This window comes from Sphingomonas sp. GW821-FHT03E12, assembly GCF_059420685.1.
In genome coordinates this window covers 239454-257593 of sequence record NZ_JBWKUF010000003.1, presented here as the reverse complement: position 1 = coordinate 257593, position 18140 = coordinate 239454, and the positions used below count along the sequence as shown (strand labels likewise).

General features: G+C 64.8%; 19 protein-coding genes. 11 read left to right on the top strand and 8 right to left on the bottom strand.

Annotated features, from left to right (window positions below):
* The first annotated feature begins 3 nt into the window (after window positions 1-3).
* The 3 genes from AC07TU_RS10780 to AC07TU_RS10770 are packed head-to-tail and all read left to right on the top strand — an operon-like array spanning window position 4 to window position 3463.
* Window positions 4-2100 (top strand): TadE/TadG family type IV pilus assembly protein, encoded by a 2097-nt coding sequence (locus AC07TU_RS10780; RefSeq protein ID WP_495187908.1) that lies wholly within the window; start codon window positions 4-6, stop codon window positions 2098-2100.
* On the top strand, window positions 2097-2720 hold the full coding sequence (locus tag AC07TU_RS10775) for a TadE/TadG family type IV pilus assembly protein (protein ID WP_495187907.1): 624 nt from the start codon (window positions 2097-2099) through the stop codon (window positions 2718-2720). The genes AC07TU_RS10780 and AC07TU_RS10775 overlap by 4 nt, the downstream gene beginning before the upstream one ends.
* Entirely contained in the window at window positions 2717-3463 is a 747-nt protein-coding gene (locus tag AC07TU_RS10770; RefSeq protein ID WP_495187906.1) for a TadE/TadG family type IV pilus assembly protein, read from the top strand. Before AC07TU_RS10775 ends, AC07TU_RS10770 begins: the two co-directional genes overlap by 4 nt.
* Here AC07TU_RS10770 and AC07TU_RS10765 read toward each other — a convergent pair.
* The 4 genes from AC07TU_RS10765 to eno all read right to left on the bottom strand — a co-directional run bounded on the left by AC07TU_RS10765 (window position 3460) and on the right by eno (window position 7645).
* Window positions 3460-4857 carry a pyruvate dehydrogenase complex E1 component subunit beta gene (locus tag AC07TU_RS10765; RefSeq protein ID WP_495187905.1) on the bottom strand — a complete coding sequence of 466 codons (1398 nt, stop codon included), beginning with the start codon at window positions 4855-4857 and terminating at the stop codon, window positions 3460-3462. The genes AC07TU_RS10770 and AC07TU_RS10765 overlap by 4 nt on opposite strands.
* A 1-nt stretch (window position 4858) precedes the next feature.
* The gene (gene pdhA / locus AC07TU_RS10760; protein WP_495187904.1) at window positions 4859-5920 is read right to left on the bottom strand and encodes a pyruvate dehydrogenase (acetyl-transferring) E1 component subunit alpha; all 1062 of its coding nucleotides are present in this window, start codon (window positions 5918-5920) and stop codon (window positions 4859-4861) included.
* A gap of 105 nt (window positions 5921-6025) precedes the next feature.
* Complete coding sequence (locus AC07TU_RS10755) at window positions 6026-6337, bottom strand: FtsB family cell division protein (RefSeq protein ID WP_495187903.1); 312 nt, start codon at window positions 6335-6337, stop codon at window positions 6026-6028.
* A 30-nt stretch (window positions 6338-6367) separates the two neighbouring features.
* On the bottom strand, window positions 6368-7645 hold the full coding sequence (eno, locus tag AC07TU_RS10750; RefSeq protein WP_495187902.1) for a phosphopyruvate hydratase: 1278 nt from the start codon (window positions 7643-7645) through the stop codon (window positions 6368-6370).
* Window positions 7646-7799: 154 nt separating this feature from the next.
* On the opposite strand from eno, the gene AC07TU_RS10745 reads away from it, so the two are divergent.
* The 5 genes from AC07TU_RS10745 to AC07TU_RS10725 all read left to right on the top strand — a co-directional run bounded on the left by AC07TU_RS10745 (window position 7800) and on the right by AC07TU_RS10725 (window position 9620).
* The gene (locus tag AC07TU_RS10745) at window positions 7800-8285 is read left to right on the top strand and encodes a hypothetical protein (protein WP_495187901.1); all 486 of its coding nucleotides are present in this window, start codon (window positions 7800-7802) and stop codon (window positions 8283-8285) included.
* Window positions 8286-8306: 21 nt separating this feature from the next.
* Window positions 8307-8660, top strand: coding sequence for a phage holin family protein (locus tag AC07TU_RS10740; RefSeq protein ID WP_495187900.1), 354 nt, complete (start codon window positions 8307-8309; stop codon window positions 8658-8660).
* On the top strand, window positions 8657-8992 hold the full coding sequence (locus AC07TU_RS10735; RefSeq protein ID WP_495187899.1) for a hypothetical protein: 336 nt from the start codon (window positions 8657-8659) through the stop codon (window positions 8990-8992). The genes AC07TU_RS10740 and AC07TU_RS10735 overlap by 4 nt, the downstream gene beginning before the upstream one ends.
* Complete coding sequence (locus tag AC07TU_RS10730; RefSeq protein WP_495187898.1) at window positions 8989-9324, top strand: hypothetical protein; 336 nt, start codon at window positions 8989-8991, stop codon at window positions 9322-9324. Before AC07TU_RS10735 ends, AC07TU_RS10730 begins: the two co-directional genes overlap by 4 nt.
* 80 nt (window positions 9325-9404) lie before the next feature.
* Window positions 9405-9620: a DUF4170 domain-containing protein gene (locus AC07TU_RS10725; RefSeq protein WP_495171412.1), complete on the top strand. Its 216-nt coding sequence runs from the start codon at window positions 9405-9407 to the stop codon at window positions 9618-9620.
* 151 nt (window positions 9621-9771) lie between these two features.
* Here AC07TU_RS10725 and greA read toward each other — a convergent pair whose 3' ends face one another.
* From greA to carA, 4 genes are all read right to left on the bottom strand, one after another.
* Window positions 9772-10248 carry a transcription elongation factor GreA gene (gene greA, locus AC07TU_RS10720; RefSeq protein WP_495187897.1) on the bottom strand — a complete coding sequence of 159 codons (477 nt, stop codon included), beginning with the start codon at window positions 10246-10248 and terminating at the stop codon, window positions 9772-9774.
* 80 nt (window positions 10249-10328) lie between these two features.
* Window positions 10329-13661 (bottom strand): carbamoyl-phosphate synthase large subunit, encoded by a 3333-nt coding sequence (gene carB, locus AC07TU_RS10715; RefSeq protein ID WP_495187896.1) that lies wholly within the window; start codon window positions 13659-13661, stop codon window positions 10329-10331.
* Window position 13662: 1 nt separating this feature from the next.
* Window positions 13663-14025: a ribonuclease E inhibitor RraB gene (locus tag AC07TU_RS10710; RefSeq protein ID WP_495187895.1), complete on the bottom strand. Its 363-nt coding sequence runs from the start codon at window positions 14023-14025 to the stop codon at window positions 13663-13665.
* Complete coding sequence (gene carA, locus AC07TU_RS10705; protein WP_495187894.1) at window positions 14022-15194, bottom strand: glutamine-hydrolyzing carbamoyl-phosphate synthase small subunit; 1173 nt, start codon at window positions 15192-15194, stop codon at window positions 14022-14024. Before carA ends, AC07TU_RS10710 begins: the two co-directional genes overlap by 4 nt.
* Before the next feature lie 147 nt (window positions 15195-15341).
* On the opposite strand from carA, the gene AC07TU_RS10700 reads away from it, so the two are divergent.
* From AC07TU_RS10700 to dnaG, 3 genes are read left to right on the top strand one after another with little or no spacing between them, the layout of a single operon-like run.
* Window positions 15342-15794: a GatB/YqeY domain-containing protein gene (locus AC07TU_RS10700; protein WP_495187893.1), complete on the top strand. Its 453-nt coding sequence runs from the start codon at window positions 15342-15344 to the stop codon at window positions 15792-15794.
* 1 nt (window position 15795) lies between these two features.
* Window positions 15796-16266 (top strand): endonuclease domain-containing protein, encoded by a 471-nt coding sequence (locus AC07TU_RS10695; RefSeq protein WP_495187892.1) that lies wholly within the window; start codon window positions 15796-15798, stop codon window positions 16264-16266.
* Window positions 16263-18116: a DNA primase gene (gene dnaG, locus AC07TU_RS10690; RefSeq protein WP_495187891.1), complete on the top strand. Its 1854-nt coding sequence runs from the start codon at window positions 16263-16265 to the stop codon at window positions 18114-18116. Before AC07TU_RS10695 ends, dnaG begins: the two co-directional genes overlap by 4 nt.
* Window positions 18117-18140: the final 24 nt, after the last annotated feature.

Below are 18140 nucleotides of genomic sequence, written 5' to 3'. Positions count from 1 at the left end.
TCCATGTGGCGCGATGGAACCGGGGACGAGGCATCGATGATCCAGCGCGCAGGGGCCGCGAACAGCGCCCGCACATGGTTGACGTCACTCGCACGCGACACACGCGGCAACACGATCGCGATCATCGCGGCATCGATTATCCCTTTGGCGGGCATGATTGGCGGTGGCGTGGACATCAGCCGCATGTACATCGTCAAGACGCGGCTGCAACACGCCTGTGACGCGGGCGCGCTCGCGGGACGCAAGATGATGGGCGGCGGCAGCTGGTCAGCGAACGACTATGCGGCACGAGCCGAAGCCGGGCGCTTCTTCGACGCCAACTTCAATCCCGACGCCTATGGCACCACACGCGAAGCGGACGCGACGCGCCGCAGCTTCACCGAAAGCGCAGGCAAGGTCACCGGGAGCGCGCGCGCAATCGTGCCGATGACGCTGATGCGCGTATTCGGCAAGACCAGCGAAACGCTCACCGTCACCTGCGACGCCGAAATGCGGCTGCCGAACACCGACGTGATGTTCGTTCTCGATACGACCGGATCGATGGACTATTGTCCGAATGGCGATCCAAGCTGCAACGGCGACGCGAACTCGCGGATTGCCGCACTGCGCATCGCCGTGAAATGCTTCTATCAGATCGTCGCCCGGCTCGATGTCGCCGACACCGAGTGCGAGGCTGGCGAACCCAGCGGCGGCACCGGCAACCAGGTGCAGATCCGCTTCGGCTTCGTGCCCTATTCGACCAATGTGAACGTCGGCAAGCTGCTGCCCAACGACTATATGGTGGACCAGTGGGACTATCAGACCCGCAGGGCCAATATGGCCGTGCCGCCGCAGAGCACCAGCACCTATTGGGAGACCTATGGCGGCGGTTCGATCAGCCAGGCCGAATGCCTGTCGTTCATGAAGAACGAGGCGTTCGGCACCTTCACGCCGACCGCGGCCGACTCAGGCGGCCCCGCACCGGATCCGACCGTCGTATCGTCCTTCCCCCATGACGGCTCTGCCACGGCGGGCGGCAATAACGGCGAATGGGGCTGGTCGGGTGCGCCCAAAACGAGCGGCACGACGCGCAGCTGCCGTCGGCGCCGCACCGATACGACCACCTTCTATGTCGAGAAATTCGCCAGCTGGACCTACAACCAGATGTCGGTGAACGTCAGCGGACTCAAGGCCGGCGGCAACAACTGGAACAGCAGCTTCACCATGCCGGGCTCGCTGACCGATCCCGACACACAGTCGATCGCCGACCCGGTCACGGGTTCCAACGGCAGGGATGTTCCGCAGGCAACGATCAACTGGTCCGGGTGCATCGAGGAGCGTCAGACAGAAGCGACGACCAACTATGATCCGATCCCGTCGGATGCGCTCGACCTCAATATCGACCTGATTCCCAACAGCAATGAATCGCGCTGGAAACCGGCATTGCCGCAGCTGATGTTCACGCGCGGCACGACCAGCGGCACCAACTGGAACGGCACCAGCTGGACCAGCGGCAATACCAGCGGGTGGAGCACGGCACCGATCACCCAGAACATCGACTATGCCAACCGCTCGACCTTCTTCTGCCCCACCGAAGCGCGCAAATTGCAGAGCTGGGCCGATGCGTCGGTCTTCCAGAACTATGTCAACTCGCTCCGCACGGACGGTAACACCTATCACGATATCGGCATCATCTGGGGCGCACGCCTCATGTCGCCGACAGGGCTATTCCGGACCGAAAACCAGGCAACGCCGAACGGCGGTGAGATCGAACGGCACATGATCTTCATGACCGACGGCGATACCAATGCAAGAGCCGGCGACTATGCGGCCTATGGCTTGCCATTCTTCGATCACCGCCAGACGCCGGACAACCCGACGGACACGCAGCTCAACGAGCAGGTGAACCTGCGTTTCCTCGCAATCTGTCAGTGGGTCCGGAACAAGAACATTACCCTGTGGGTGATCAACTTCGGCGAAGGGCAGAGCCAGACTACGCAGGACCGGCTACGCACGTGCGCCTCAACCGGGCGCTATTTCTCGGCTGCGGATTCGGCTCAGCTCCAAACGACCTTCAAGTCGATCGCCGACCAGATCTCCCAGCTGAGGCTCACCCGGTGAGTCTGCGCATCCGCCTTCCCCGGCTCGCCGATGACCGGCGCGGTGCCACAATCGTGGAGTTCGCGATCGTGGCGCCCGTGCTCGGCATGCTGCTGCTCGGCGCGTTCGACATCGCGCACACGCTCTACATGCGCGCGGCGCTTCAAGGCGTGATACAGAAGGCCGCACGCGACCTGACGCTCGAATCCGGTCTGGTCGAGGCCAAGCAGAACGAAATCGACGACAAGGTGAAGGCACAGGTCAGGGCACTGGCCAACAACGGCACGGTATCGATCACGCGGCAATATTACCGGTCCTACGAACACGCCGCCGTATCGAGGTTCGAACCCTGGACCGACACGAACAACAACGGAACCTGCGACGGCCCGCAGGGCAGCACCCCGGGCGAGCCCTATGAGGACACCAACAACAACGGCCGCTGGGATGCCACCGGGGGCAATTTGAGCCAGGGCGGCGCCAAGGACGCGGTGCTCTACACTGCGTCGATCACCTATCCGCGCTTCTTTCCGATGTACAATCTGATCGGCGGATCGCGCACGACCAAGGTGACCGCGTCGACCATCCTGCGCAACCAGCCTTATGGCGATCAGGCCGTCTCTACCGTGAGGAACTGCACATGACGCCCCTCACTCTGGCCGGCAGCACGGGCCGGCGGCTCGGCCGCGACACCAGCGGAGTGGCGATGCTCGAACTCGCCTTCGGTCTGCCGGTTCTGCTGTTGATGAGCCTGACTGGTGCAGAACTGACCAACTACATCATCACCAAGATGCGGATCAGCCAGATCGCGCTTCAACTGGCGGACAACTCGGCGCGCATCGGTTCCGGCAGCCAGCTCGAATCCAAGAAGATCTACGAAGCCGACATCGACGATCTGTTCACGGGCGCGAACCTGCAATCGGGTGAACTCGCCCTGCTGGCCAACGGCTACGTCACGATCTCGAGCGTCGAACCGCATGAGACCACGGCCAATCGCTATCGCATCCGGTGGCAGCGGTGCAAAGGCAGCCAGACCAGCCTGACCTCCACCATCGGCACGCAGACCGACACCGCGACTACCATCGGCGCGGGTGTCACGGCTGTCGGTCCGCCTAGCCGCCAGATCACGGCACCTCCAGGCGGCGTTACGATGGTCGTCCAGGTCCGCTACCGGTATCAGCCGCTGATCAAGACGTCGCTCTCACCAACGAGTGAAATCGATGAAATCGCATCGATGATGGTCCGCGACGCCCGCAACACCAGCGATGACAGCCCCCTCGGTGTGAACAACGCCTTGCATCCGCGCGGCATCTACAAGGGGACTGCAGTCACACGATCGCTGTGTGCAGGTCAGTCGGACGTTATCGAGAAGCGACCGCCTTCCTAACGGCTGTAGGTCACCTTCTTGACGCCGGCGACCACCTTGTCCGCGGTGATCAGCGCCAGCTTCTCGAGGTTCGCCGCATAGGGCAGCGGGACGTCCTCGTTGGTCACGCGGATCACCGGCGCGTCGAGATCGTCAAAGCCCTCTTCCATCGCGATCGCCACGATTTCGGACGAAATCGAGCAGACCGGCCAGCCTTCCTCGACCACGACCATGCGGTTGGTCTTCTTGAGGCTCTCGAGCACCGTCGCCTTGTCGAGCGGGCGCAGCGTACGCAGGTCGATGACCTCCGCGTCGATGCCCTCTGCGGCCAGCGTCTCGGCAGCTTCAAGCGCGACGCCGACGCCGATCGAATAGGACACGATCGTCACGTCCTTGCCCGGGCGGACGATACGGGCCTTGCCGATCGGCAGCACCCAGTCGTCGAGCTTCGGAACGTCGAAGCTGCGGCCGTACATCAGCTCGTTCTCGAGGAAGACGACCGGATCTTCCGAACGGATCGCGGCCTTGAGCAGGCCCTTGGCGTCCGCCGCGTCATAGGGCGCGATCACGATCAGGCCCGGCACGCTGGCGTACCAGGGACCGAAATTCTGCGAGTGCTGCGCTGCGACGCGGCTCGCCGCACCGTTGGGACCGCGGAACACGATCGGGCAGCGCATCTGGCCGCCCGACATGTAATTGGTCTTGGCCGCCGAGTTGATGATGTGATCGATCGCCTGCATGGCGAAGTTGAACGTCATGAACTCGATGATCGGCTTGAGGCCGCCCATCGCCGCGCCGCTGCCGACACCGGCAAAGCCATATTCGGTGATCGGCGTGTCGATCACGCGCTTGGCGCCGAACTCGTCGAGCAGACCCTGCGTTACCTTGTACGCGCCCTGATATTCGGCGACTTCTTCGCCCATCACGAACACGCGGCCATCGGCGCGCATTTCCTCGGCCATCGCATCGCGCAGCGCTTCGCGGACGGTGGTCTTCACCATCTCGGTGCCCGCGGGCACTTCGGGATCGGCCACGGTCGCCGCCTTGTCGCTGGCGAGCTGCTTGGTGCCGCTGTCGGCCTTCTTGGGACCGCCATCCTCGCCCGGAGCGGGTTCGGCAACCTTGGGGGCTTCCACCGCGGCAGGCGCAGGCGCCGGGGTCGAGGCGTCTTCGCCCTCGCCCGCAATCGTCGCGATCACGGTGCCGACCTTCACATTGTCGGTACCCTCGGCGACTAGAATCGACGCGATCGTGCCTTCATCGACGGCTTCGAATTCCATCGTCGCCTTGTCGGTCTCGATCTCGGCGAGGATGTCGCCGGACTTCACGGTGTCGCCTTCCTTCACCAGCCACTTGGCGAGGGTGCCCTCTTCCATCGTGGGCGAGAGCGCCGGCATCTTGAGCTCAATCGCCATCTCAGTACGTCCCCACCAGAACATCGGTATAAAGTTCGGCCGGATCGGGCTCCGGCGTCTGCTCGGCAAAGTCGGCGGATTCGTTCACCGCCTTGCGGATCTCGGCCTCGATCGCCTTCAGCTCGTCTTCCTTGACGCCGATGGCTTCGAGTTCCTTCTTCACGCCTTCGATCGGATCGCTGTTGTCGCGCACCGACTGGACCTCGTCGCGGCTGCGATACTTCGCCGGGTCCGACATCGAGTGGCCGCGATAGCGATAGGTCTTCATCTCGAGGATGATCGGCCCCTTGCCCGCGCGCACCCATGCGAGTGCCTCTTCGGCCGCGCCGCGGCATGCCAGCACGTCCATGCCGTCGACCTGGATGCCGGGGATGCGGAAGCTCTCGCCGCGGCGATAGAGCTGGTCCTCGGATGAGGAGCGGTTGACGCTGGTGCCCATGGCGTATTGGTTGTTCTCGATCACGTAGATGATCGGGAGCTTCCACAGCTCGGCCATGTTGAACGATTCGTAGACCTGGCCCTGGTTCGACGCGCCGTCGCCGAAATAGGCCATCGCGACGCCGCCGTCCTCGTTATATTTGTGCGCGAAGGCGAGGCCGGTGCCGAGCGAAACCTGGGCGCCGACGATGCCGTGGCCGCCGTAGAACTTCTTCTCGGTCGAGAACATGTGCATCGACCCGCCCTTGCCGCGGCTGATGCCGGCGGCACGGCCGGTGAGCTCGGCCATGATCTCCTTGGGATCGATGCCATAGGCGAGCATGTGACCATGGTCGCGATAACCGGTAATCACCGAATCCTTGTCGCCGTCGAGCGCCGACTGTAGGCCCACCGCGACCGCTTCCTGACCGATATAGAGGTGGCAGAAGCCGCCGATGAAGCCGAGGCCATAGAGCTGGCCCGCCTTCTCCTCGAAGCGGCGGATGAGCAGCATCTGGCGATAGAATTCCAGCAATTCCTCTTTCGAGGCATTGTACCGATCCGGTTCGTTTGGACGTTCACGGTTAGTTACAGCTGGTTCTATTTTACGGCTCTTGGCCGGCGCTTTTGCCACGTTGACCCTCATCCTGGGGAGAGATGGAAGCGGCCCTATAGGCCGGTTATCGACCGGTGCGCAATGATGACGCGCGCGTAAGGCTGCGACTGGGCGCAGCCCTACGGTAACCGGTGTTCAATTGAGCGGGACGATGACTTCGTCAGGGTGGACGACGTTGAGCTTCTTGCGCGTCAGCTCGTCCACCATATCGGGGTCAGCCCCCTTCTGGTTGAGCAGCGCGACGCGGTTGCGCAGCTCGCCCCGCTCCTTTTCGAGCTTGGCGAGTTCACCCTGCTTCACCGCAAGCTGGCGCTTGTAGTCGCCATAGGTGAGCACCCCGTTCGGACCCAGCACCGCCGAATAGGCGAAGAAGCCCATGAAGATGATCGCGACGGCCGGGAGACCGGCTCGCGTCAGGATCGCCTTGAACGGGGTTGCACGTGCCATAGTTAATTGTCGCCCAACTCGAATCCGCGATCAAGCCCGCAAAATCGAGCGCCCCGCATAAACCGCCGCATCGCCCAGTTCTTCCTCGATGCGGATGAGCTGGTTGTACTTGGCGAGCCGGTCCGAACGCGCAAGCGAGCCGGTCTTGATCTGGCCGCAGTTAGTGGCGACCGCGAGATCGGCGATCGTCGCATCCTCGGTCTCGCCCGAACGGTGCGACATCACCGCGGTGTAGGACGAGCGCTGCGCCAGGCTCACCGCCTCGAGCGTCTCGGTCAGCGTCCCGATCTGGTTGACCTTGACCAGCAGCGAGTTGGCATAGCCGCCGTCGATGCCGCGCTTGAGGCGGGCAGGATTGGTGACGAACAGGTCATCGCCGACCAACTGGACCTTGCCGCCCAGCTTCTCGGTCAGCAGCTTCCAGCCCTCCCAATCGTCCTCGGCCATGCCGTCCTCGATCGAGAAGATCGGGTAGTTGGCGCACAGGCCTGCGAGGAAATCGGCATTCTCGGCCGAGGAGAAGGTCTTGCCCTCGCCCACCATCTTGTAGGCGCCGTCGCGATAATATTCGGTCGCGGCGCAATCGAGCGCCAGCATCACATTGTCGCCCGGCTTGTAGCCCGCCGCCTCGACGCTCGACATGATGAAGTCGAGCGCTTCGGTGGTCGACGCGATGTTCGGGGCGAAGCCGCCCTCGTCGCCCACGCCGGTTGCGAGGCCCTTGTCGTGGAGCTTCTTCTTGAGCGTGTGGAAGATCTCGGCGCCGCAGCGCACCGCTTCGGCCAGGCTCTCCGCGCCGACCGGCACGATCATGAATTCCTGGAAGTCGATCGGGTTATCGGCATGCTCGCCCCCGTTGATGATGTTCATCATCGGAACGGGAAGCACATGCGCCGAAACGCCGCCGACATAGCGATAGAGCGGCAGGCCGCGTGCATCCGCCGCTGCCTTGGCGGTGGCGAGGCTCACGCCCAGGATCGCGTTCGCACCCAGACGCCCCTTGTTCGGGGTGCCGTCCAGTTCGATCATCGCGCGGTCGATATCGGCCTGGTCCTCGGCATCGAGACCGACGATCTCCTCGGCAATCTCGCCGTTCACGCCCTCGATCGCCTCGAGCACGCCCTTGCCCAGATAGACGCTCTTGTCGCCGTCGCGCTTCTCGACGGCCTCATGCGCGCCGGTCGAGGCGCCCGAGGGGACTGCTGCGCGGCCGAAGCTGCCGTCTTCCAGCAGCACATCGACCTCCACCGTCGGGTTGCCGCGGCTGTCGAGAATCTGACGGGCATGGATGTCGATGATTGCGGTCACGAAATGGTCTCCCTACCTTGGGGTCGATACGAACGGCGTCGGTGTCGCGCGGGCCTCTATCCCGTTCGGCGCCGCCGGGCAAATCATGTAACGGATGGAACCGTCGGTCTGCGCCGTGGTTGATCCGGGGAAGCTAGTGGAAGGGATTTTGCGCATGGCTGACGAGACGAATTCGATCGACGAAGGCGGCACGCTGGTCGCCGCCGAGTCCAAGCGCGGCGCGGCCGAAAAGGTGCGCGAGGAAGCCGGCAAGCTCGCGGGCCAAGCCGGCGACAAGGCGCGCGCCTTTGCCGACACGGGCAAGGAAAAGGCGACCGGTGCGCTCGACGGCTTTTCGGACCTGATGCGCGACGCCGCCGGTTCGGTCGATGAACGGCTCGGCGAGCAATATGGCCAGTATGCCCGTTCCGCCGCCGACCAGATTTCGGGACTCGCCGAATCGCTTCGCGGCAAGCAGGTCGACGACCTGATCGACGACGCGCGCGGCTTCGTGAAGAAGAGCCCGATGGTCGCGGTCGGCATCGCCGCCGGCGTCGGCTTTGTGCTCGCGCGCCTGCTCAAGTCCGGCCTCGATGCGGCGGGCGACCTCGCGGACAAGGGCGCGACCGACGATGCCGGTTCCGGCAAGCCCAAAGCATAAGCGCCGGTTCCGGGGGGTCAGGTGGACGAGCGTCACGAGCCCGATGACGAAGAAGGCATCGGCACGCTGATCGCACGCGCGGTCGGCGATGGCCGCGCCTATGCCGAGGCGGAGATCGCCTATTGGCGCGCGCTGGCGCTCGATCGGCTGGCCGATGCGCGGGCGGCGGCGGTGCTGGGCATCGCCGTGCTCCTGCTCGCGCAGGCGGCGGCGATCGCGTTGATCGTCGGGCTGGTGATGATCCTCACCCCTTATGTCGGCCCCGGCCTTGCGACGCTGATCGTGGTACTGGCCGCTGCAGGTGCGGCGGCGCTGTTCGCCCGCGCTGCGCTCCGCCGCTTCCGCCGGGCCACTCGCCCCAAGGACGCACCATGAGCGACGAACAGCTTCCGGTCTCACTGCTCGAGGCGCAAGCGCGCGCGCATAATGCCCGCCAGCGGCTGTTCGGCACGCTCGAAGAAATGCATGGCCGGCTCAACCCGGTGACGCTGGCGCAGGATGCGGTCGAGAACGTCGCGGGCCGGCTGGTGCGCGACAGTGTCCAGGCCGTCCGTGCCCGGCCCAAGGCGATCGCCGCCGCCGCGGGGCTTGCGATGCTGTTCATGGCACGCAAGCCGCTGGCGCGATTGCTCTGGTCCGGCACCAAGCGTGCAACCGCGGCCGGCGCGAAGAGTTTGAAACGTTCGAAGAAAGGATCCAGCAAATGACCGAGAGCAACGGAGCTTCGAGCCGCCGTCAGCGCGCGAACGACAAGATCGAGAACAACCCGCTGGCGCTGGTCGCCGGCGGTGTTGCGCTGGGCGCCGTGATCGGGGCGCTCCTGCCCCGCTTGAACAAGGAGAAGGAGTTGCTCGCTCCCGTCGGCAAGCGGATCGCGGAGGGCGCCAGCGCCGCTGCGGCGGCCGCGCGCGATGTCGGAAAGGCGGAGATCGATGCCCTGCTGCCCCAGCGCGACGTCGCGAAGGATCAGCTCGGCAAGATCATCGGCAACGCTTTCACCGCGGCCAAGGACGCGGCGACCGCAAAGACCGACGCCTGACGGCTTTGTCCGAACTCCACTTGAGTGCGGTGCGAGGTGCACGCTAAGGCGACGGGGATAGCCAATCCCCAGGAGTTTCCATGAGCAAGCTGCACCTCGTCTTCGGCGGTCGCGTGACCGATCCGATGACGCTCGATTTCCAGGATCCGACCAAACTCGACGTCGTCGGCATCTTTCCCGACTATGCCAGCGCCGAAAAGGCATGGCGCGGCGCCGCGCAGCGCACGGTCGACGATGCCGAGATGAAATATGTGGTGGTGCATCTGCACCGCCTGATGGAGCCGGATCAGGCCTGAGCACCACGCTTCCGACAACGTGACCCGTCACCCCGGCCTTGTGCCGGGGTCCACCGCGCGGCGAACGATGCCTGTCAGGCTCCAGCGCAGTCCGCGCGGCACCGTGGATCCCGGCACAAGGCCGGGATGACGGTAAGGGGGAATCGCCCTCTTAGATGAACTCGATCTTGCTGACTTCGTACCAGCGGTCGCCCGCAGGCACGGTCACTTCGACCTCATCGCCCACGCTCTTGCCGATCAGCGCGCGGCCGATCGGCGAATTGTAGCTGATCCGGCCGGTCTTCACGTCCGCTTCGGCAAGGCCAACAATCTGGTAGCGGATCGACTTGTCGTCCTCGTCCAGCAGCGTCACCGTGGCGCCGAACACGATCTTGTCGCCCGACAGTTCCTTCGGATCGATGATCTGGGCGCGCGACAGCTTGTCCTCGATGTCGGCGATGGTCGCCTCATTCTGGCCCTGCTGCTCCTTGGCGGCATGGTATTCGGCGTTTTCCGACAGGTCGCCATGCGCGCGCGCTTCCTCGATCGCATCCACGATCAGGGGTCGCTCGGCTTTGAGGCGCTTCAGTTCCGTCGAGAGCTTCTCATAGCCCTCCTGGAGCATCGGCATCTTTTCGACCGTCGCCATCGCATTCGTCCTTCGTCAAAACCCCTTTCCCCGGCGCGCCAGAATTGGCTCGCCCGCACCCTAACCTTCGTTGTGGGGGATCAATTGTGCGATTGCGAATAGTAGGACTGCAACGGTCGGACTTCAAGGGACTGGACCGCAAGTGCAGCAATTGCCCGCGCCGCCGCCACGCTCGCCGGGGCGGTCGTGAAGTACGGAATCTTCAGCGACAGCGCCGAAGCACGGATCGATTCGCTGTCCTTGAGCGACTGCCAGCCTTCGGTAGTGTTGAAGATCAGGGCGATTTCGCCGTCGACGATGCGGTCGACGATGTGCGGGCGACCCTGCGCGACCTTGTTGACGCGCTCTACGGGCACGCCGTTGGCCTCCAGATAGTCCGCGGTGCCGCCGGTCGCGACAATGGCAAAGCCCTGTTCGACCAGGATGCGGACCCCCGGCAGCACCACCGGCTTGTCGCCGTCCTTGACGCTGACGAACACGCGGCCCTCGGTCGGCAGGGTCATGCCGGCGCCAAGCTGGGACTTGGCGAAGGCGATCGGGAAATCGCTATCGATCCCCATCACTTCGCCCGTGGACTTCATTTCCGGTGACAAGACCGGATCGACGCCCGGGAACTTGTTGAACGGGAACACCGCTTCCTTGACCGCGACATAGTCGATGTCGCGATCGATCTTCGGCAGATCCTTGAGCTTCTCGCCCGCCATCACCCGGCTCGCGATCTTGGCGATGGGCGCGCCAATCGCCTTGGCGACGAACGGTACCGTGCGCGAGGCGCGCGGGTTGACCTCGATCAGGTAGACTTCGCCGTCCTTGACCGCGAACTGGATGTTCATCAGCCCCTTGACGTTGAGTCCGCGCGCCAGCGCCTCGGTCTGGCGCTCGATCTCCGCGATGATCTCCGCCGAGAGCGAGTAAGGCGGGATCGAGCAGGCGCTGTCGCCCGAATGGACGCCGGCTTCCTCGATATGCTGGAGCACGCCCGCAACCACGACATCGTCGCCATCGGCGATCGCGTCCACGTCCACCTCGACCGCATCGCGCAGATACTGGTCGATCAGCACGGGCGCGTCGCCCGACACCTGGACCGCGGTCTGGATATAGTGATCGAGCTGCTCGACCGTATCGACGATCTCCATCGCGCGGCCACCCAGCACGTAGCTCGGACGCGTCAGCACCGGGTAGCCGATCCGCTCGGCCACCGCGATCGCCTCTTCCCGGCTGCGCGCGATGCCGTTGGCGGGCTGCTTGAGGCCCAGCTTCGACACCAGATCGGCGAAGCGCTCGCGATCCTCGGCCAGATCGATCGCGTCGGGCGAAGTGCCGAGGATCGGAATCCCCGCCGCCTCGAGCGAGCGCGCCAGGTTGAGCGGGGTCTGCCCGCCGAACTGGACGATCACGCCGAGCAATTCGCCCTTCGACTGCTCGACATGCAGGATCTCCAGCACGTCCTCGGCCGTCAGCGGCTCGAAATAGAGGCGGTCCGACGTGTCATAGTCGGTGCTGACCGTTTCCGGGTTGCAATTGACCATGATCGTCTCGAATCCGGCGTCCGACAGCGCGAAGCATGCATGGCAGCAGCAATAGTCGAACTCGATCCCCTGCCCGATCCGGTTCGGACCGCCGCCCAGGATCACGACCTTCTTGCGGTCCGAAACCTGGCTCTCGCACTCGGGTTCGCCAAAGCTCGGCGCCTCATAGGTCGAGTACATATACGGCGTCTTCGCGTCGAACTCCGCCGCGCAGGTATCGATCCGCTTGAACACCGGGCGCACGCCCAGCTTGTGACGGTGCGCACGCACGTCCGCCTCGGTCACGCCGCCGGTCATCGCCTTGACGACCTCGCCGATCAGCCCCGAGGAGCGCGCCATCGCGCCCGCACCTTCGCGCAGGTTCGCCGACTGCAACGCCAGCCAGGCGAGCCGCTTGTCGGAGAAGCCCATCGACTTGAGCTTGCGCATCCCCGCCGCGTCCTGCGGCAGGCCGTTGGTCGCGACCTCGGTCTCGGCGCGGACGATCTCGGCCATCCGCTCGAGGAACCACGGGTCATACTTGGTCAGCGCATGCACTTCGGCGACGGTGAAGCCCTCGCGCAGCGCCTGCGCCGCAATCAGCAGCCGGTCGGGCGAGCGGATCGCCAGTGCCGCCTCGATCTCGTCGCGCGGCGCGCCGGCCAGCGCATCGACATTGTTGAAGCCGCTGAGCCCGGTTTCGAGACCGCGCAGCGCCTTCTGCATCGATTCATGGATATTGCGGCCGATCGCCATCACTTCGCCGACCGACTTCATCGCGGTGCCCAGCGTCGGCTCGGCGCCCTTGAACTTCTCGAACGCGAAGCGCGGGATCTTGGTGACGACGTAATCGATCGTCGGCTCGAACGACGCGGGAGTCGCGCCGGTGATGTCGTTCTCGATCTCGTCGAGCGTGTAGCCGACCGCGAGCTTGGCCGCGACCTTGGCGATCGGGAAGCCGGTCGCCTTCGACGCCAGCGCCGAACTGCGCGACACGCGCGGGTTCATCTCGATCACGATCAGGCGGCCATCCTTGGGATTGACCGCGAACTGCACGTTCGAACCGCCGGTTTCGACGCCGATTTCCCGGAGCACCGCGATCGATGCATTGCGCATGATCTGGTATTCCTTGTCGGTCAGCGTCAGCGCCGGCGCGACGGTGATCGAATCCCCCGTATGGGTGCCCATCGCATCGATATTCTCGATCGAGCAGATGATGATGGCGTTGTCGTTGCGATCCCGCACGACCTCCATCTCATATTCCTTCCAGCCGAGGAGCGATTCCTCGATCAGCACCTCGGTCGTCGGCGACAGGTCGAGGCCGCTGCGGACGATCGTGAGGAATTCCTCGCGGTTATAGGCGATGCCGCCACCCGAACCGCCCATGGTGAAGCTGGGACGGATGATCGCGGGCAGTCCAACCTTCTCCAGCGCCGCCAGTGCGTCCGCCTCGCTATGCGCGATCGCCGAACGGGCCGATTCCAGCCCGATCTTGGTCATCGCGTCCTTGAACTTCAGCCGGTCCTCGGCCTTGTCGATCGCCTCGGCGTCCGCGCCGATCATGATGCAGCCGAACTTCTCCAGCGTCCCGTCATTGGCGAGCGCGAGCGCGGTGTTGAGTGCGGTCTGGCCGCCCATGGTGGGCAGGACGGCGTCGGGCCGCTCCTTCTCGATGATCTTGGCGACCACCGCGGGCGTGATCGGCTCCACGTAAGTGGCGTCGGCCAGCTCGGGATCGGTCATGATCGTCGCCGGGTTCGAATTGACCAGGACGATGCGATAGCCCTCTTCTTTGAGCGCCTTGATCGCCTGCGTGCCCGAATAGTCGAACTCGCATGCCTGCCCGATCACGATGGGACCGGCGCCGATGACGAGGATGGAGGAGATGTCGGTGCGTTTGGGCATTTTAGTGTATCAATCCAGTTTCAGCGACACATCCCCAGCCTTCATATTCGAGGCCAAAGATCAGTTCGATTTGCAAGCAAGTCTCGGTCAGCGCCCTGATCGACGCTTCATCAGCCTTTTGCGAACGCTCGAGGAAGAGGCATGGATCGCCATCCGCAGATGGTTCGGTCTCCAAAACGACGAATCCGAACTCGGCAGCGCGCTCTTCTAGAGCAGCAAGCGCTTCAGGACTTCCGCGAAAGTTCACATCGACTGGTCGAGCAATCTCGGGTCGATCACCATTCGCAGCTAAACTAGCGAGGACGTCCAGATCGGCTTCCCATTCCCTTTCGAGCCTTTCAGGATCGATTGGCAATGGGTTCATGCCCTTTCCTCCAGCATCCCCACAAACCGCTCGAACAGATAGAAGCTGTCCTGCGGCCCCGGCGAGGCCTCGGGGTGGTATTGCACGCTGAACGCGCGGCCGCCGTCGATCTCGATCCCGCAATTGCTGCCGTCAAACAGCGAGACATGCGTCTCGGTCACCCCGGCGGGCAGCGTGTCGCGATCCACCGCGAAGCCGTGGTTCATGCTGGTGATCTCGACCGCGCCGTCGCTGAGGCGCTTGACCGGGTGGTTGGCGCCGCGATGGCCCTGGAACATCTTGGTGGTCTGCGCGCCCACGGCGAGGCCGAGCAGCTGGTGGCCGAGGCAGATGCCGAACAGCGGCTTCTTCGTCTCCAGCAGTTCGCGGATCACCGGCACGGCATATTCGCCGGTCGCGGCGGGATCGCCCGGGCCGTTCGACAGGAAGATGCCGTCGGGGGCGAAGCTCAGCACCTGCTCCGCCGTCGCGGTGGCGGGCAGCACCGTCACCTTGGCGCCGGCCTGGACGAGGTTGCGGAAGATATTGTGCTTCGAGCCGTAATCGATCGCCACGACGTGCGGGCGGTTGTCCTCCGCGCCCTCTTCGCCATAACCGAAGCCGAGCCGCCACACGCCGCCTTCCCAGCCGAAATGGGTTTCGGTGGTGACGGTGATGGCGAGGTCCATCCCCTCGAGGCCCGGCCAGGCACGTGCGCGCTCGAGCAGCCAGGGGATATCGAACTTGCCGTCCGCCGCATGGGCGATCACGCCGTTGGGCGCGCCCTGCCCGCGAATGCGGCGGGTCAGCGCGCGAGTGTCGATCCCGGCAAGCCCGATGCGATCGTGCTTGCGCATCCAGTCGTCGAGCCGCTCGGCGCTGCGGAAATTGCTCGGCTCGGTCACGTCCTCTCGCACGATCATGCCGAGCGCGTGGGGATTGTCGGCCTCGACGTCGTCGGGGTTGGCGCCGACATTGCCGATATGGGGGAAGGTGAAGCAGATCATCTGGCCCGCGAAGGACGGGTCCGTCATGATCTCCTGATAGCCGGTCATCGAGGTGTGGAAGCAGACTTCCCCCGCGGCATGGCCCTCGGCCCCGAAACCACGCCCCCAGATCACCTCACCCGACGCAAGAACAAGAACGCCTGTAGCTCCTTCAGGCACGGTAAAAGGCGTCGCGTCGGCCATTATGAGAGGGCGCTCCTACAGGGGTTTCCGGCAATGTGTGCTAAGGCCCGCCCGCTAGACCCCTCCCCCCAATTCGTCAACCCTCGCGTCGGACGGCCGGGGGGGCTAAGGCCGGATAATTCCGATTCACCTGTGGGTAGAGACAAAATGATCCGCGACGATATCCAGGCCGCCGTCATCACCGCCATGAAGAGCGGCGACAAGGAAGGCACGGCCGCCATCCGCCTGATCCAGAGCGCGATCAAGAATCGCGATATCGAGGTGCGGACTCAGGGCCCAGTCACCGACGACGACGCATTGGTGGTCGAGGTCCTCCAGAAAATGGTCAAGCAGCGCCGCGAGTCGATCGAGATGTTCGAAAAGGGCGGCCGCCAGGAGCTTGCCGATAAGGAGAAGGCCGAGGTCGCGGTGATCGAGCGGTTCCTGCCGGCGCAGATGAGCGAAGCAGAGACCAGCGCCGCGATCGAGGCGATCAAGGCCGAGCTGGGCGCGTCGGGAATGAAGGACATGGGCCGCGTGATGGCGGAGCTGAAGGCGCGCCACGCCAGCCAGCTCGACATGAGCAAGGCATCGGGACTGGTGAAGGCGGCGCTCGCGTAAGGTGACGAAGGACGCCAACTCTCTCCCCCTCCCGCAAGCGGGAGGGGGCCGGGGGGTGGGCCCTCGCTATCGGCTCGATCGGCCGACCGAGCGGGCGCGCGAGCTTCGCAACAACTCGACTGAGGCTGAGAATCTACTCTGGTCCCGCCTGCGGCGATCCCAGCTTGGCAGATTCAAGTTCACCCGGCAGTTTCCGATCGCCGGTCATTTCGCCGATTTCGCGTGCCGTAGTGCCAGACTGGCCATAGAACTCGATGGCAGCCAGCATGCCGAAATGGTGGCGCGGGACGAAGCTCGCACTCGGCGGATCGAGGCGCACGGCTATCGTTTGATCCGCTTCTGGAACAATGATTTGACCACCAACATGGATGGCGTGTTGGAAACGATTCTCGCTGCAGCTCTTGCGAACGGAGAGCGGGCACCCACCCCCCAGCCCCCTCCCGCTTGCGGGAGGGGGAGCAGGAACGAATGACCCTAACCCCCGCCTTTCTCGACGAACTGCGCGCCCGGACCACGTTGTCCGCCCTGATCGGGCGCAGCGTGAAGATCACGCGCGCGGGGCGCGAGTGGAAGGCGTGCTGCCCGTTCCACAACGAGAAGACGCCGTCGTTCACGATCAACGACGACAAGGGCTTCTATCACTGCTTCGGTTGCGGCGCGCATGGTGACGCGATCCGCTGGATGACCGACCAGCAGGGCCTGCCCTTCATGGATGCGGTGAAGGAGCTGGCCGCCGCCGCCGGCATGGACGTGCCCCAGGCCGATCCACGCGCGGCGGAGAAAGCGGAGAGAGCCAAGGGGCTGCACGAGGCGATGGCCGATGCGGCCAAATTCTATGTCGATCAGCTCCATGGGCTGGCCGGTGCGGAGGCGCGCGCATTGCTCGAACGGCGCCGCATCACCGCCGACACCGCCCGCGCCTTCGGCATGGGCTATTCGCCGGATTCGCGCACCAAGCTGCGCGAGACGCTGAAGACCTATGGCGACCCCATGCTGGTCGAGGCCGGGATGCTGATCCAGGTCGAGAACAAGGAACCGTATGACCGGTTCCGCGGCCGGCTGATGATCCCGATCAAGGATGCGCGCGGCCGGGTGATCGCGTTCGGCGGACGCATCATCGGCGAGGGCGAGCCGAAATATCTGAATTCCCCGGAAACCCCGCTCTTCGACAAGGGGCGGACGCTCTACAATCTCGATCGCGCGCAGGCGGCGTCGCGCAAGACCGGCCGCGTGATCGCGGTCGAGGGCTATATGGATGTGATCGCACTGGCGCAGGCGGGGTTCGGCGAGGCGGTGGCGCCGCTCGGCACCGCGCTGACCGAGCATCAGCTGGAGCGGCTGTGGCGGATGGCCGATATTCCGCTGCTCGCCTTTGACGGTGACAATGCCGGGCAGAAGGCCGCGATGCGCGCCGCCCACCGCGCCCTGCCCCATCTGGCTCCCGGCCGCAGCCTCGCCTTCGTGACGCTTCCGAACGGTCAGGATCCCGACGATCTCGTCCGCTCGGCGGGTCCGCAGGCGTTCGAGGCATTGCTTCAGGCTGCCCAGCCGCTCGCCGATCGCATCTGGCAGCACGAACTCGCCGCCGAGCCGCTGGAAACGCCCGAGGCGCGCGCAGGGCTGAAACGCCGCCTGTCCGATCTCGCCGCGACCATTCAGGACGGCAATGTCCGCCACGAATACGTCACCGAGTTCCGCAACCGCTGCGACGCGCATTTCGCGCCCGCTCCCCGTACCTTCACGCCGCGCGCGCAGGGCGGCCGCGCGCCTGCCCGTCCCGGCCAGCGCTGGCAGCCGCCCGAGCCGCCGCCCAGCCCCGCGGTGCAGGCAGTGGGCGCGACCGGGATTGACCGCGTCCTGGCCAAGGCCGTGCTAGCCGGGCTGATCCGTCATCCGGCCGAGATCGCCCGTCACATGGAGACGCTTTCCAGCCTGCGCCTTGCCGACGGCGCACTGGGGCGGCTGTTCGAGGCGGTGATCGATGTCGCCCTTGAAGATCAGGCGCTTGATACCGCCCGCCTGCGCACCATATTGGCGGCGTCCGGTTTTGATCAGATAGCTGCGGAACTGCTCCGCGCCGACGCGCTCCGCTTCACCTTCACGCAGAAAGAGTGGGATGCGGGACGGGCGGCGCTCGATCTTGGCGAAGCGATCGCGGTGCTTGTCGCAAGGCCGCAGGTCGATGCTGCACTGGCAGAGGCAACCGCTGCGGTTCAGGCGCGTTTCAGCGACGAAGCGTTCGATCGTCAGGTGGCGCTGGTGCGGCGCAAGGCGGAACTCGAAGCGCGGCTCGCGAATCTGATGCTTGCGGACGAGGCATAATTCAGGAATAGGCGGCGTATAATA

What these genes read in the sequence shown, in the direction of transcription:
- AC07TU_RS10780 (WP_495187908.1), top strand. Translation starts at nt 4, where the DNA reads ATGTGGCGCGATGGAACCGGGGACGAGGCATCGATGATCCAGCGCGCA.
- AC07TU_RS10770 (WP_495187906.1), top strand. Translation starts at nt 2,717, where the DNA reads ATGACGCCCCTCACTCTGGCCGGCAGCACGGGCCGGCGGCTCGGCCGC.
- AC07TU_RS10765 (WP_495187905.1), bottom strand. Translation starts at nt 4,857, where the DNA reads ATGGCGATTGAGCTCAAGATGCCGGCGCTCTCGCCCACGATGGAAGAG.
- pdhA (WP_495187904.1), bottom strand. Translation starts at nt 5,920, where the DNA reads ATGAGGGTCAACGTGGCAAAAGCGCCGGCCAAGAGCCGTAAAATAGAA.
- AC07TU_RS10755 (WP_495187903.1), bottom strand. Translation starts at nt 6,337, where the DNA reads ATGGCACGTGCAACCCCGTTCAAGGCGATCCTGACGCGAGCCGGTCTC.
- AC07TU_RS10745 (WP_495187901.1), top strand. Translation starts at nt 7,800, where the DNA reads ATGGCTGACGAGACGAATTCGATCGACGAAGGCGGCACGCTGGTCGCC.
- AC07TU_RS10735 (WP_495187899.1), top strand. Translation starts at nt 8,657, where the DNA reads ATGAGCGACGAACAGCTTCCGGTCTCACTGCTCGAGGCGCAAGCGCGC.
- AC07TU_RS10730 (WP_495187898.1), top strand. Translation starts at nt 8,989, where the DNA reads ATGACCGAGAGCAACGGAGCTTCGAGCCGCCGTCAGCGCGCGAACGAC.
- AC07TU_RS10725 (WP_495171412.1), top strand. Translation starts at nt 9,405, where the DNA reads ATGAGCAAGCTGCACCTCGTCTTCGGCGGTCGCGTGACCGATCCGATG.
- greA (WP_495187897.1), bottom strand. Translation starts at nt 10,248, where the DNA reads ATGGCGACGGTCGAAAAGATGCCGATGCTCCAGGAGGGCTATGAGAAG.
- carB (WP_495187896.1), bottom strand. Translation starts at nt 13,661, where the DNA reads ATGCCCAAACGCACCGACATCTCCTCCATCCTCGTCATCGGCGCCGGT.
- AC07TU_RS10710 (WP_495187895.1), bottom strand. Translation starts at nt 14,025, where the DNA reads ATGAACCCATTGCCAATCGATCCTGAAAGGCTCGAAAGGGAATGGGAA.
- carA (WP_495187894.1), bottom strand. Translation starts at nt 15,194, where the DNA reads ATGGCCGACGCGACGCCTTTTACCGTGCCTGAAGGAGCTACAGGCGTT.
- AC07TU_RS10700 (WP_495187893.1), top strand. Translation starts at nt 15,342, where the DNA reads ATGATCCGCGACGATATCCAGGCCGCCGTCATCACCGCCATGAAGAGC.
- dnaG (WP_495187891.1), top strand. Translation starts at nt 16,263, where the DNA reads ATGACCCTAACCCCCGCCTTTCTCGACGAACTGCGCGCCCGGACCACG.